12 protein-coding genes are annotated in these 14,577 nt (G+C 66.6%); 10 read left to right on the top strand and 2 right to left on the bottom strand.

From position 1 onward, the window contains the following. Positions 1–110 precede the first annotated feature (110 nt). Positions 111–2,720: a DUF6600 domain-containing protein gene (locus AB3X94_RS00165; protein ID WP_368610537.1), complete on the top strand. Its 2,610-nt coding sequence runs from the start codon at positions 111–113 to the stop codon at positions 2,718–2,720. A gap of 102 nt (positions 2,721–2,822) precedes the next feature. Here AB3X94_RS00165 and AB3X94_RS00160 read toward each other — a convergent pair whose 3' ends face one another. After that, positions 2,823–3,794, bottom strand: coding sequence for a thymidylate synthase (locus AB3X94_RS00160; RefSeq protein ID WP_176380321.1), 972 nt, complete (start codon positions 3,792–3,794; stop codon positions 2,823–2,825). Between the two features lie 244 nt (positions 3,795–4,038). Beyond that, on the bottom strand, positions 4,039–5,433 hold the full coding sequence (locus tag AB3X94_RS00155) for a sigma-54 dependent transcriptional regulator (RefSeq protein WP_176105423.1): 1,395 nt from the start codon (positions 5,431–5,433) through the stop codon (positions 4,039–4,041). A 538-nt stretch (positions 5,434–5,971) separates the two neighbouring features. Here AB3X94_RS00155 and AB3X94_RS00150 point away from each other — a divergent pair. The 9 genes from AB3X94_RS00150 to AB3X94_RS00110 all read left to right on the top strand — a co-directional run bounded on the left by AB3X94_RS00150 (position 5,972) and on the right by AB3X94_RS00110 (position 14,547). Continuing rightward, complete coding sequence (locus AB3X94_RS00150; RefSeq protein ID WP_176105422.1) at positions 5,972–6,448, top strand: hypothetical protein; 477 nt, start codon at positions 5,972–5,974, stop codon at positions 6,446–6,448. Positions 6,449–6,567: 119 nt separating this feature from the next. After that, positions 6,568–7,119: a hypothetical protein gene (locus AB3X94_RS00145; RefSeq protein WP_368610536.1), complete on the top strand. Its 552-nt coding sequence runs from the start codon at positions 6,568–6,570 to the stop codon at positions 7,117–7,119. Beyond that, on the top strand, positions 7,116–7,793 hold the full coding sequence (locus AB3X94_RS00140) for a hypothetical protein (RefSeq protein ID WP_368610535.1): 678 nt from the start codon (positions 7,116–7,118) through the stop codon (positions 7,791–7,793). The genes AB3X94_RS00145 and AB3X94_RS00140 overlap by 4 nt, the downstream gene beginning before the upstream one ends. Before the next feature lie 25 nt (positions 7,794–7,818). After that, positions 7,819–9,210: a hypothetical protein gene (locus tag AB3X94_RS00135; RefSeq protein WP_368610534.1), complete on the top strand. Its 1,392-nt coding sequence runs from the start codon at positions 7,819–7,821 to the stop codon at positions 9,208–9,210. Positions 9,211–9,314: 104 nt separating this feature from the next. After that, entirely contained in the window at positions 9,315–10,028 is a 714-nt protein-coding gene (locus tag AB3X94_RS00130; RefSeq protein ID WP_368610533.1) for a C39 family peptidase, read from the top strand. A 7-nt stretch (positions 10,029–10,035) separates the two neighbouring features. Continuing rightward, positions 10,036–10,845, top strand: coding sequence for a peptidase C39 (locus AB3X94_RS00125; RefSeq protein WP_368610532.1), 810 nt, complete (start codon positions 10,036–10,038; stop codon positions 10,843–10,845). Between the two features lie 94 nt (positions 10,846–10,939). Beyond that, positions 10,940–12,391 carry a hypothetical protein gene (locus AB3X94_RS00120; protein WP_368610531.1) on the top strand — a complete coding sequence of 484 codons (1,452 nt, stop codon included), beginning with the start codon at positions 10,940–10,942 and terminating at the stop codon, positions 12,389–12,391. Positions 12,392–12,415: 24 nt separating this feature from the next. Beyond that, positions 12,416–13,975, top strand: a complete 1,560-nt coding sequence (locus tag AB3X94_RS00115; RefSeq protein WP_368610530.1) for a sigma 54-interacting transcriptional regulator — start codon at positions 12,416–12,418, stop codon at positions 13,973–13,975. Between the two features lie 71 nt (positions 13,976–14,046). After that, positions 14,047–14,547 (top strand): dihydrofolate reductase, encoded by a 501-nt coding sequence (locus AB3X94_RS00110; RefSeq protein WP_176105414.1) that lies wholly within the window; start codon positions 14,047–14,049, stop codon positions 14,545–14,547. The last annotated feature ends 30 nt before the right edge of the window (positions 14,548–14,577 follow it).

Genomic DNA, 14,577 nt, shown 5'->3' with positions numbered 1-14,577 from the left:
TGTTACAGGCGAGCGAATCCACCTTACAAATGTGCGGGCCTTGAAACATAGGCGGCAGGTACAGTGACTGAACGGACCCGGCCGATTGCCGCGTCCGCCGGAGATCAGTCATGACACACGCCAAGCAACCCGTGCTGCAAGCGGGGATTCATCGCCGGATCAGCGGCTATACGCTGATCGCGGCCGCGGTCGTCGCGCTCGCCGCGCAAACCGCTCTCGCGCAGGAAGCGCCACCTGCGCCACCAGCCGCGGTAGCCGTCGGGGCGGGCGGCGAAGCGTCCGGGGGTGATCCGCCTGGACGCATCGCGCGTCTGAACTACACGGCCGGGGCCGTGACCACCGAGCCCGCCGGCGCGACCGGCTGGTCGTATGCGCAGATCAACCGGCCGCTGACGACCGGCGACCAGCTGTGGAACGACCAGAACGCCCGCTCCGAGCTGCACATCGGCTCGACCGCGGTGCGCCTCGGCCAGAACACGAGCCTCGACGTGCTCAACCTCGACGACTCGACCGCGCAGCTGAAAGTCGCGCAAGGCACGCTGTCGACACGCGTGCGCGAACTCGCGCCGGGGTCGTCGTATGAAATCGACACGCCGAATCTTGCGCTCGGCGTGAACGGTCCCGGCGACTACCGCGTCGACGTCGCCCCCGACGGCAGCAGCACGACCGTCACCGTGCGCAGCGGCAGCGCAATCGCTTACGGCGACGGCGGCCAGGTGCCGATTGCGGCGGGTCAGCAGATCCGCTTTGCCGGCACCAACCTGCAGCAACTCGCCGACAACCGCGCGCCCGCCGCCGACGAGCTCGACCAATGGGCCGCCAGCCGCGACGCCACCGAAGACCGCTCGCTGTCGGCGCGCTACGTGTCGCGCGACATCCCCGGCTACGAGGATCTCGATGCCAACGGCACATGGCGCGAGACGCCGCAGTACGGCGCAGTGTGGGTGCCGAACGCGACGCCGGCCGGCTGGGCGCCGTATCATGACGGCCACTGGGTCTGGCAGGCGCCGTGGGGCTGGACCTGGGTCGACGACCAGCCTTGGGGCTTCGCGCCGTACCATTACGGCCGCTGGGCCGACATCGACGGCGCGTGGGCCTGGGTGCCCGGTCCGCTCGAAGCGGACGTGGCGCCGGCCTATGCGCCGGCGCTGGTCGCGTTCGTCGGTGATAACGACGGCGGCACCGACTGGGGTGTCAACCTGGCGGTCGGCGGCGTCATCGCGGCGGGGGTCGCGTGGTTTCCGCTCGGGCCGGGCGAGCCGTGGCATCCGCATTGGGGCGATCACGATCGCTGGAGCGCCGGCTATTACAACCGCGTGAACCGCGCGACGATCTACAACGACTACCACCGCAACGTGAACACGTACGTGAACTATCGCGTGCCGGGCTGTGTGACGGCCGTGCCGGCGACCGCGTTCGTGCACGGTCAGCCGGTCCGACGCTTCTCGCAGAAGGTCGACCCGGCGCAGTGGCGCAACGCGCGAATCAATCCGGGCGCACCGGGGATCGCGCCGGTGCGCGAAAGCTTCGGGTCGGATCTGCGGCGCGCGAACTATCGGCCACCGGCGAGCGTCGCCGGCCGGCCGGTCGTCGCGACCCGCAATCCCGTCATGCCCGCCGCTTTCCACGACGAACTCGCGCAGCGCTTCGCGCAAAGCGGCGGCCGGGTGCCCGGCGGCGGCCAGCCGGTCGTGCGCACCTCGGTACCCGCGCATATGACCGGTGCACCTGGCGCGCTGCCGATGGCGAACGTGCGGGTCGTGCAATCGCATGTGCCGGGACGTCCGCCGGGGATGGCGGCAGGTGCGCCAGGTACGCCTGGCGCAATGGGCGGCAACGCGCCGCATGGCGTCGAACAGGCCGGTCAGCGGCCCGGCGAAGCTGGCGCCGTGGTGCCGCGTGGCGAGGCGCCTGCGCAAGCGCGTGCGGGCATGCCGCCGCAGATGGTCGGCAACGGGCGTCCGCCGCAGCCCGGCGAGAGCGGGCTCGTGGGCAATCTGGGCCGTCCGTCGAATGGTGTGCCGCGGCCACCGCAAGCAGTCGGCGGTAATCCAGCCGACGCGGCAGCGCACGCAGGGCAGCACGGCGCGCCGCAGGAATGGGGCGCGGTCGGCAGGTCTCAGCCCGCATGGACGCAGCCGCATCCGCCGATGGCGCAGCAGGCGCCGCGCATGGAACAGCCCGGCCACCCGCAACAGCCGAGCTTCGCGCCGCAGTCCGGTGTGCCGCATCCGCCGGAAAACCCGGCCGCGCAGCAACAGGCGCGTGGGTCGAACTGGCATCCGCCTGCGATGCAACAGGCGCCGCGCGCCGTCCCGCCGCAGCAACCGCGTGCCGAACCACAAATGCAGCAGGCGCAACAGCCGCATTTCGAACCGCGTCCGCAGCCGATGCCGCAAGCCCCTCGGCCCGAGCCGCAGTTGCAGCAGGCGCAGCAGCCGCATTTCGAGCCGCGTCCGCAGCCGATGCCGCAAGCTCCTCGGCCCCAGCCGCAATTCCAGCAGGCGCAGCAGCCGCATTTCGAGCCGCGACCACAGCCGATGCCGGTGCCGCAAGCCCGGCCAGAGCCGCGTCCACAGATGCAGATGCAGATGCAGCAGCCACGCCCCGAACCGCGGCCCCAACCGGTGCAGCAGCCACGTCCGCAACCCCAGCCGCAGCCGCAACACGTCGAGCAGCACCAAGGCGGCGGCAATCGCGACGACCATCACAGGAGCTGAGCAGGACACCTGCCGTTCCGACAACGAAAAAGCCCCGCGATACACACCATCGCGGGGCTTTTCTATATCGGGGGGAACGCTATCGCCCCGCTTCCACCGAGATCAGATCGCCATCGGCGCCGTCAGCGGCTCGTGATGCTGATAGCCGATCAGCGAGAAATCCGCCGGCTCGATTTTCTCTAGCCATTCCGGCTCGTACACCCCGGTCTTCGCGTAGTCGGGCACGCGATCGGAAATCGCGAGCCGCGGACTCTCGTATGGCTCGCGCTTGAGTTGCTGATGCAGCATATCCAGCTGATTCTCGTAGATGTGCGCATCGCCGATGAAATAGCTGAACCAGCGCGGCGTATAGCCCGTCAGCCGTCCGACCAGGTGCAGCAGCGCCGCACCCTCGGTCAGATTGAACGGCGTGCCGAGCCCGACGTCGTTGCTGCGGATATACAGGCACAGCGAAATTTCGCGGCGCGTCACGTTCGGCAGGAACTGGTACAGCAGATGGCAAGCCGGCAGCGCGATCTGATCGAGCACGGCCGGATTCCAGGCATGGAACAGAATCCGTCGATCGGCGGGGTTCTGCATGATCGTGTCGAGACACTGGCGCAGTTGGTCGATCGCCTTGTAAAGCAGTACCTTCGAGCGGCCATCTTCGTCGAACTGCGTGATCACGCGAAAACCGCGCGCCTGCGCGTCGGCCAGCTGCGCACTGGCGCTGGCGTCGAGCACCTTATAGGCCGGCCACTTGCGCCATTGCACGCCGTACACGTCACCGAGATCATCGGGGCCCTCGCGATACGGATTGGCGAGCCATTGCGCGTTCTGATTCGCGTTGCCGTCCCACACCTTGCAGCCGAGCTCGCGGAAATCCGCGGCGCTGCGCGAGGCACGCAGGAACCCGACCAGCTCGCCGATCGCCGACTTGAACGCGAGCTTCTTCGTCGTGACCGCGGGGAAGCCTTGCTGCAGATCGAAGCGCAGCATCGCACCGGGCATGCTGATGGTGCGGATGCCGGTGCGGTTTTCCTGCCACGTGCCGGTATCGAGAATCGTGCGGACGAGGTCCAGGTATTGTTTCATGCGGTTTCCTTCGACGCGGCGCGAACCCGATCAGGCGCGCTCACGGAATTGAGCAAAGCCCGATTCTAACAAGCGCGACCGGACGACGCCGGGGCATGGCGCGCCGGATGGGAAATATCGAGGGGAATGTCAGGCGGGAAGGAAAACGACGCGGCACGCGATACACGAGCGGCTAAACCGTGCACGCAAAGTGCTTCGAGGCGACGCGCCAGACCTTCACAAGCCGCGTCGCCAGCCTCGCCGCTTACAGATGCTGCACCGACGCCGGCAAATCGCCGTGCGGCGCCGACATCGGCTCGCCTTCCATATGGCGCATGCCGTGCGAGCACAGCAGCCGGTACAGCGTTACCCGCGAGATGCCGAGCTCCTGTGCCGCGTCTCCGAGCCGCCCGCGATGCCGCAGCAACGCAAGCTCGATCGCCTGACGTTCCGCCGCTTCGCGCGCCTGCGCGAGCGACACCGGCACGATCTCGACGTATTCGGCGAGTTCGAGGTCGCGCGCGGTGATCGCGCGTCCTTCCGACATCACGATCGCGCGCCGCACCCGGTTGATCAGCTCGCGCACGTTGCCGGGCCAGCCGTAGTTATGCAGCGCGGCGATCGCGTCGGGCGCGAAGCCGCGCAGACGGCGGCTCGCATCCTTCTTGAAACGTTCGAGCATGTGCCGCGCGAGCAGCTCGATGTCCTTGCCGCGCGCACGCAGCGGCGGCTCGTCGATCTGCAGCACGCAGAGGCGGTGATACAGGTCGGAACGGAAGCGTCCTTCGATCATCGCCGCGGTCATGTCCACGTGCGTCGCCGAAATGATGCGCACGTCGACATCGATCGCGGTATGTCCGCCGAGCCGCTCGACCTTGCGCTCCTGCAGGAAGCGCAACAGGCTCGCCTGGCTTTCGAGCGGCAGATCGCCGATTTCGTCGAGAAACAGCGTGCCGCCGTTGGCCGCTTCGACGCGGCCGATCTTGCGCTGGTTCGCGCCGGTGAACGCACCGCGCTCGTAGCCGAACAGTTCCGATTGCAGAAGATGCGGCGGAATCGCGCCGCAATTGATTGGCACGAACGGCGCGTTGCGCCGCGCCGAGCGTTCATGAATCGCGACCGCCGTCAGCTCCTTGCCGGTGCCCGATTCGCCGGAGATAAACACCGGTGCGTCGGTCATCGCGACTTTGCGGATCGAGCGGAACAGCGCGAGCATCGCGTCGCACGAGCCGACCATCTCGCCCTCGGCGCCTTGCAAGCCGTCGTGCGGGGTCGTGTCGCTCAGCGAGATCATGCCGTACGCATGACCGACCGAGTCGACGATACGGTCGCCAGAAGACGGCACCGTCACATAATCAAAACAGTAGTCGCGCACGAGCCGGCGCAACGCGGCGTCTTGCAGTTGGCCAGGCGCAGTGGCAGCGACCCAGCCGACGTTCGGCATGGTCAAACAGGATTCAAAAGCGGCGATTTCGTGCGGCTGGAAATCGCTGGACAAATCGAGCAGGCCGCCAGCTGCCGAGCCGGTGCGCACTGCCCGGCGCGCATCGCGCGCCGATCCCACGACTTCCACATGCCAGCCACGCTGCATAAAACGCGTATTCAGTTCCGCGCTCGGGTCACGCGAAACGTAAATCAGTTGCCGCGCTGCGGGTTCCATTATTCAGATCCTCTCGTCAACGAACGTTAAGGACGACGCATGCACCTGAAACTGCGGTTCAGACACGCTGACTCGTCCGGGATTCGCGAATCGCAAAACCCGAACGGCCATTCCATTCCGTGCGGACAGCTGATCCCCAAGAAAGCGGCGTGTGTGTTTGAGACGGCCCGATATGGGCCTTTTTTAAATCTGAAGCTGTTTTCGAGAGCTTACTATACGTGCGCCGCTTCGAAAACAATTATGCGAATTTAATCGATGGACCCCTTGCCCATCATGGTTTAGCGGCCGATCGCCATATATTCAGCCGACAAATAAAACATTAGTGGAAGCGCTTTTCGTGGCGTTCCCGCGACGGTAGTTCGTACCTTACAGATTATCGAATTATAGGTATTTTCTGCTGACCCGTTTCAGGGCTGCAACGTTTTTTTCCGATTTGGAACGCATTAGTTGTCATTCCGCCGGTGGGCGCCAGACGCATCAATGGATTGCGAGTGATGGCACATGTTTCGCTAATTGGCGAACACCAGGGAGACACATCATGCGACTCGCATTCCGCATCGATCTGATAAGACGCCGCGCACCATTCTTCGCAATTTGCGCAGCCTTGGCGCTCAGCGCCCTGCCGGCGAGTGCCGGCACCCAGACAACGGTAGCCGCCCCGACGCGTTCCGTCACGCCGGCTGATTTCAACGATGCCACCGACCCCGCCTCCGCCAGCCCGCAAACCGCTTCGCCGGTTGCCGCGGAGGACGGCAGCCAGCTTGCCGCCAACGCGTCGAACCCGGCCGGCGATGCTGCATCGATGAACGATATTTCGCTCGACGACCAGATGCTGTCGCGGCAACGCGGCGGCGCGGTCGGCATGTTGATGGTCGCCGCGACGCCACAGTTGATGCAAGGCGGCGGCAACCAGGTGACGTTGTGGGACGAGATCGCCCCGCCCTCGCCGCTGCCCGTGCCCGTCGATGCAGCACGCGCCGCCCAGGGCAACGTCGCGACATACCAGCGCAAGTGAGCAGGACGAAGCAACGAACCGATAGCAAATACCCAAGGAATGCGGGACCGGTGGCCGCGCGAAAGTTGACGCGCCCCACGACGGCGGGACACAAGCAACAACAGAGAAGGGACCGGGACATGAGCACGAACCACCAGACGCCGCGCGCCCTCGGGCTGCCGGCGGCGTCGTTCAGCAACGCTCCCGTCGTGCCGCGCACCGCTTTGGCCGGCACCGCCCTCTTCGCCAGCGTCCTCGTCAGCGCCTGCTTCGCGAGCCATGCGTATGCCGAGCAGGTCGCCAATCCGGGCGACATCATCGTCGAGCGCAGCGTCACGCCGCGCGACGCGTTCGTCCCCGTGCCGCGCGACCAGGACCCGGTCGCGGTGCGCGCCACCACGTTCCCGGCCAACTCGTTCGACCCGACGATCGCGACGCTCGTCGGCGACACCGATCTGACCAACGCGCACGGCTCGAACGGCGTCGGCGCCGGCGGCGTGCTCGGCGGCACGGGCATGCAGGCCGTCACGCAGATCCTCTCCGGCAAGGCGACCGGCAATACGATCCCGCTGAACGCGGGCGGCATCGGCGGACCGGCGACGGGCGTCGGCGGCACGATCAGCTCGTCCGTGACGGGCGCGCTCGCGCCGCTATCGAACGTGCTCGGCGGCGCACCCGGAGGTCTGAAATGAGCACGCGCCTGCGCCCCTCGCTGCCATCGCTCGAATCACTGCAATTCACTTCGGCGCGCACTGCCCTGCGCGTCTGCGCGTGCCTGTGCATGGGCGTCGCCGCGCTCGTCGCGGGCGAGGCCCACGCGCAGTCGCCGGCGGCGCCGGTCATCGGCGCCACCGCGACGATCGGCAGCGGCGCGGGCATGGGCGCGACGGGCGCGCTCTCGGTCAACGAAACCGCTGGCCTCGACAACGCGCAGATCAACCAGATCACGGTGACGAATGGCGCCGCCGTCGGCAACGCGAACGCGAGCGTGCAAAGCGCGTCGGTGGTCGCCAACGTGCCGCGCGCGCAAGCGTCGATCGAAGCCAATGCGTTTTCGAACACATCCGGCGCGGTGCTGGTGAACCAGTCGGCCGGAGCAGGGAATCTGCAGCGCAACAGCACCCAGATCGGGACTGCGGCGCTCGGAGTCGAGACCGTCTCGGATGGGGAGCTATCCGCGACGGCCCCGAAAAACGGCAGTCCGGGGCGGTCGAACACGATTCACGGCGTGCGCGAGGCAAGCATTTCCAGCGATGCCTTCCGTAACGCGAGCGGAATCGTGCAGATCAACCAGGCAGCCGGCGCCGGTAATGCCACGGCAAACAGTTTTGTGCTCCGTCCCCCGGCGGGCACTTTTTTTAACTGACCACACTTAAGTATCGGAGCGAATCATGAAGCGCACTCTTATTGCCACGGCCGTTCTCGTTGCCGCATCCGGCAGCGTGCTTGCCGCGCCGCAGAAGGCCTACCTGTTCAATACGACGGTCGTCGGCGAGATGGTCGGCGTCGAGGGTATGGTCGGACTGTTTGGCTGCGTGCATGTCTCCAGCACGGCTAACGCGGTGATCAACAACAATCAGATGGTCAACGTCAACGCGACGCTCGATCCGCAGGCGCAGACCTACACCACCGGCACCGTGACCACGACCATCAACAACAACAGGTCGTCGGTCAGAGGCGGCGGCACGGCATTCGCGTTCACGACGCAAAGCCATACCTCGTCGAGCTCGAGCGCGCAGGGCTTCGAAGCTTCGGGCGGCTATGCGTACGGCAGCCAGAGTGCGAGCGTGACGAGCGGCGGCTATGAAACGAGCCAGCAGGCAGCCGGCATCGCGGCCAGCTTCTCGCACACGAGTCAGAATTCGGGCGGCCATATCGCGGCGGGCGGCTCGATCGGCGGCAGCTACAGCTATCAAGACCACAACACTCCCTCGCACGGCAGCGGCTCGTTCAGCGCGCACAGCGGCCTGCACGCCGGTTATCGCGAGTCGAGCTACTCGAACTCGTCGGGCGTCGCCGGCGCCTTCGAAGCGAGCGAAGCGTCCGGGCAAAGCCGTTCGTGGGGCTTCAAGGCGAGCGAAGGCTCTGGCTTTGCGAGGGTCGGCGAGCAATCGTCGAGCTACTCGCGCAGCCGCTCTTCGTCGACCAACGCGTACGGCGCCGTATGGGGCATCGACGAAGGCCTCGCGACGACCGACGTGACGACGCGCGGCTCGATCACGCAGCACATCAACAACGAACGGGCCGCCACGCTGAACGCGACCACCGGCACCAACGCGGCCAGCAACGTGTCGGGCAACCTCGGCATCAACGTCGCGGAAGGCATCGACAACGCACAGAGCAACGACGTGTCGCTCGCCTCGGTCGACGTCGGCAACGTGTTCGGCAACGCGCAGGACTTCAACGTGCAGTCCTCGGGCGGCAGCGCGGCGATCCATAACTTCAATCTGAACGCGTCGGTCGGCAACGGGTCGCTGTCGGGCGTGACGGGCAACGTCGGCGTGAACGTCGCGTCCGGCATCGGCAACGCGCAGGACAACGCGCTTGCCGGCGCAGTGACGACGACCTCGCCGGGCAAGGCGCTGACCACCGCGATGGATGCGACGGATGACAACTCGCAATCCGCCACGATGGTCGTTCACGGGCAATTCCAGGGCACCGCAAGTCTGGGCGCCGATACGTTGAAAGGCGCCTCCGGCAACATCGGCGTGAACATCGCCGGCGGCGCGGGCAACTTGCAGCACAACGGCCTTGCCATCGCGGCGCTGAACAGCGGCAAATAAGCCGACGACGCGACGACCGCGGGCAAGCAGAAGAAGCAAAAGCAGTCGGAAGGGCGCGCCGGCAGCCATAGAAGCTGCCGGCGCGGATCGGGCAGGAGACCAGCATGACCGGGTTCAAGGGGTTCCCGGCGCTACCGCTCGCCGTAGCGCTGGCAGGCTGTGTGCTGTGCGCGAATCACGCCGCCGCACAGTCGAGCATCGACACGTCCACGTTCGTCGGCGTGCCATTGACGAAGACGGTCCGTTCGATGAAGGACCTGCGCTACAACCATATCGTCAATCAGCAGTTCGACTACAGCTGCGGCGCGGCGGCGCTCGCCACCCTCCTCACGTATGGCTACGGCATCGATATTCCGGAAACCGAACTGATCCGCCGGATGATGGTTTTCTCGACGCCCGAAGTCGTCGTCAAGAACGGCTTCTCGATGCTCGACATGAAGCACTTCGTCGAGACCATCGGACTGCGCGGCCGCGGCTTTCGCGTCAACGTCGACGCGCTCCACCATCTTCAGATCCCCGTGATGGTCCTGATGAACATCGACGGCTACGAGCATTTCGTGATCGTCAAGCATGCGCAGGACGGCCGCGTGTTCATCGCGGACCCGGCGCTCGGCAATCGCGTCGTGCTCGAAGACGACTTCGCGAAGACCTGGAACGGCCTCGTGTTCGCGGTCCTCGGCAAACCCTTCAGGGAGGATTCACCGCTGTTGCAGGACAACGAGTCGCTCGCGCTGAAGCTGCGCGCCGCCGCGCTGGCGGCCGGCACCGCCGCGACGCCCTTTTTCGAGTACGGCTTGAACAAGGCAGACATGTTCTGATCCCGCCATGAAGTCACACCTGACACCGCTTGGGTTCGTGCTCTGCTCCATCGCCTGTGGCGCAAGCAGCATTGCCCATGCTTCGGAGGGCGCCGCCTCGCCACCGGCTCCCGAAGTTTCGACACGGTCCGCGCCGGGCGCCGAGCCGCTGCGAGTGCAGCTGGTCGGCGACGACGTGCTCGCGACCCAGACCGGCAAATACGCCGGCGCGACGATGATCTCCGGCTTCGTGCTGAACGTCATTTCGCAATGGCAGTTGCCCAACGGCGCGGGCGCGCTCGCTCAAGGCTCGCTGAGCGCGGTACAGAACGGTGGCGGCCAGCTCACGAGTTCCGTCAGCACGTTCGCGAGCGTGAGCGGCGGCGCGCACGGCCATGCCGGCGATTCGGGCGCCAATCCGAATGCGCAGGCGCGCGGCGGCCAGAGCATCGGCGTCAACGGCGTGTCGCAGGTTAGCCAGGTCGCGGGCGATCGCAACAGCGGCACCAACTCCGCGCTGATCGACTTCAACAACAGCGCCGCGACGCTGACGGGCTCCGCCAACGCGCCGTCGGCGACGGCCAGCAATTCGACCGGCTCCGTGAAAGCCGGCATTTCGTTCGGCAGCAACGGCGTGAACGTCGCGCTGCAGACACCCGCTGGGCTCGCCACCCAGACCATCGCGCCGAGCAACGGGCAGATCGCCCAGTTGCTGCAGATTGCAGGCAATAACCAGCAAGTCGCCAACGCCCTGCAACTGCATCTGCAAACCCAGCAGATGTCGGCTTCGATGCTTCGTCAGTTGGGCGTACTGCAGGCACTGCAAAACAGGAGATAACGGAGCGGGCCGCCACCCGCCAGTTGCACCACAAGCAGAAAAGAGACGGCCGCGCAGTCAGGACCGCGCGGCCGGACCACCGGGGGAGCAAATAATGAAAAAAGTGTCATCGACCAGGGCACCGCGCATGGCTCTCGCGGCCATTCCGGCCGCCGTCATGCTTTGGGCTCTTTCTCAGCCAGCGAGCGCGCAGGCGCTCGCCGGTCAATCCGTGGAGGACCGTCTGAACACGCTGATGCGCGTCGTCGACGAGCAGCAGCGGCAGATCCATTCGCTCGAACGCCAGGTCACCGAACTCGAGATGGCGCAACGCGGCCGCGGCGTGCCGGGCGCCGGCGCTCCCGCGGGCAGCGGCGCGGTGACCGAGCAGCCCGGCGCCGACGGGCTGCCGGTGCCGCTGCCGCCGCTCGCGCAGATCGCGCCTGGCGAGCCCGCGCCGGCGGGCACCACCGGCACCGCCACCGGCGTGCCGGTCAATCCGCCGACGCCGGACGGCAGCAACGCGGGCACCCCCAGCGCCGGCGGCCTGCCCGCCGCCACCGACGGCAGCGGCGCGGTCGGCCAGACCCAGCGCGCGAACGAACCGGTGCGCACGCAAGCCGAGCAGGCGGTCGTGCAGCGCGAGCATGCGCCGCTGTTCGACCACAAGCTGACGATGGACTTCGGCATCAGCGACACCTACTACGACCGTCGCCAGTTGCAGTTGTCGGGCTTCCTCGCGCTCGACGCGATCTTCCTCGGCAACATCAACCTCGGCCAGACCAAGTCGCACCAGGTGATGGCGGACCTGGACACGCGCTACGGCGTGTCCGACCGCATCAACGTCGACGTCGACGTGCCGTACGTGTACCGGCGCAGCACCTTCATCGTCGGCGGCGCGGGCGGCGCGGCCAGCACGCTGTCGGACGCGACGGTGTCGAGTCACGACATCGGCGACGTGAATTTCGGCATCTACTACCAGTTCGTCAGGGAAACCAATGCGCTGCCGGACGTGGTCGGCAGTCTGCGCGTGAAGGCGCCGACCGGCAGCTCGCCGTTCGGCGAAAAAGTCGTGCAGGTCGACGCGAACAACACCAACCTCGTCGCGCCGACCCGACTGCCGACCGGCACCGGCTTCTGGAACATCACCGCGGGTCTGTCGGTGCTGAAGACCTACGACCCGGTCGTGCTGTTCGGCAGCGTTTCCTACACCTACAACATCGCGCGTTCGTTCGCGGACATCTCGTCGGTGCAGGGACAAACCGAACCGGCGACGGTCAAGCTCGGCGACATCGTGCAGTTCGGCGGCGGCGTCGCGCTCGCGTTCTCCGACAAGGATTCGGCCAGCGTATCGTTCACGATGGCGCTCGAGCCCGAGTCGGAGACCAAGGCGCCGGGCGGCAGCTACCAGAAGGTGCCGGGCAGCGAAACCACGGCCGCGGCGATGAATTTTGGCCTGAACCACGTCGTGAACAAGCACCTGACCATCAACGGCTCGGTATCGATCGGACTCACACCCGACGCGCCGAACTTCGTGGTCGGCGTGCGCTTTCCGTACACCTTCTGACGTGTCAACGATACGAGGTCGAACGTGCGTGAATCACCTCATCTGAGCAGTGTGGCTTCCGTCGCGGCAGCGGGATCGCATCTGTCGCTCGCAGTGCCGAAGCAGCGCGCCGCGGTGTCGTCCGCCGGGGCCGCCGCGGCGCCGGCCGTCGAGCCACCGGCTAGCAACGAAACCGGCGCGCCCGCGAGCGCCGCGATGCCGGGCGTCGCGCGACAGCTGCTGTACGTCGCGCGCACCCCAGACGAAACGTTGATCGCGCACCTGAAAAGCCGCGGCTGGCAGGTCGCGGCCGCGCGCTCGGCGCACGAACTCGGGCGGTTTTTGAAGCCGGACATAACGTGCGCGGGCATCGTCGATCTGGCGAGCTTCGCGCCGCGCGACATCGGCGGACTCGAGGCGAGCCTGCGTCAGCAGCAGATCGGCTGGATCGCGCTCGCGAGCAACGAGCGCCTCAGCGATCCGCTGGTGCGACGTCTCGTGCGCCACTACTGCTTCGACTTCGTGAAGCTGCCGGTCGCGCACGCGACGATCGACTATCTGGCCGGCCACGCGTTCGGCATGGTCACGCTGTGCGACCCGGAGCTCCCGCCGCCCGCCAGCGAAGCGGGCGACGAGGAAATGGTCGGCACCTGCGAGGCGATGCAGCAGCTCTTTCGCACGATCCGCAAGGTCGCGAACACCGACGCGAGCGTGTTCATCGCGGGCGAATCGGGCACCGGCAAGGAGTTGACCGCGCTGGCGATCCATGAGCGCTCGCCGCGCCGCAAGGCGCCGTTCATGCCGATCAACTGCGGCGCGATTCCGCATCACCTTCTTCAATCCGAACTGTTCGGCTACGAGCGCGGCGCCTTTACCGGCGCAAATCAGCGCAAGATCGGCCGAGTCGAGGCTGCCGACGGCGGCACGCTGTTTCTCGACGAGATCGGCGACCTGCCGCTCGAAAGCCAGGCGAGCCTGCTGCGCTTTCTGCAGGAAGGGAAGATCGAGCGGCTCGGCGGACGCGAATCGATCCCGGTCGACGTGCGCATCATCTCGGCGACCCACGTGGATCTCGACGGCGCGATGCGCGACGGCCAGTTCCGCGCGGACCTGTTTCATCGCCTATGCGTGCTGCGCGTCGACGAGCCGCCGCTGCGCGCGCGTGGGCGGGACATCGAGATTCTCGCGTACCACATCCTGCACAAGTTCAAGACCGACAACGCGCGCAAGATTCGCGGCTTCACGCCGTCGGCGATCGAGGCGCTCTACAACTACAACTGGCCCGGCAACGTGCGCGAGCTGATCAACCGCGTGCGCCGCGCGATCGTGATGGCCGAGAACAAGCTGATCTCAGCTGAAGATCTCGACCTCGCCGGTTTTACCGAGCAGCAAAGCATGACGCTCACCCAGGCGCGCGAGGCCGCCGAGAAGCGCGCGATCGAGGCCGCGCTGCTGCGCCATCGGCACCGCTTGAACGAGGCGGCGGTGGATCTGAACATTTCGCGCGTGACGCTGTATCGGCTGATGGGCGTGCACGGTCTGCGCGAACCGGGTGGCGCCGACGACAAGAAAGGGCTCGCCACGGACGGGGCGGCGCAGGGGTGAGCAGCGGGCGGGCATCGGTGCACATCGGTGCGTCGGGTAGAATCGCCCGGTTACCCTCCTCTTTCCATTCGATGACGACGCTCACCCTGATCGTCGCTCGCGCCAGCAACGGCGTGATCGGCCGCGACAACCAGTTGCCCTGGCGACTGCCCGAAGACCTCAAGTTCTTCAAGCGCACGACGATGGGCGCGCCCATCATCATGGGCCGCAAGACACATGAATCGATCGGCCGGCCGCTGCCGGGACGCCGCAACATCGTGGTCACGCGCGATGCCTCGCGGCGCTTTCAAGGCTGCGATACCGCGACCAATCTCGACGAAGCGCTCGCGCTCGCCGCGCAGGACCAGGCGCCGCAGGCGTTTCTGATCGGCGGCGCGGAGTTGTACGACGAAGGGCTGCGCCACGCGGACAAGCTGATCGTCACCGAGATCGCCGCCGACTTCGCCGGCGATGCGACCTTCCCCGCGATCGACCCGCAGGTGTGGGAAGAAATCGCGCGCGAAGCGCATCACTCGAATGCGCCCAACGACTTCGATTACGCATTCGTCACGTATCAACGCAAGGACGTCTGACTGCACGCGCCACGCATGCAATAAAAAAAC

The organism is Paraburkholderia sp. BR10923, assembly GCF_040948765.1.
In the GTDB taxonomy this organism is placed as follows: Bacteria; Pseudomonadota; Gammaproteobacteria; order Burkholderiales; family Burkholderiaceae; genus Paraburkholderia; species Paraburkholderia youngii.
This window is presented reverse-complemented; position numbering and strand designations above follow the sequence as displayed.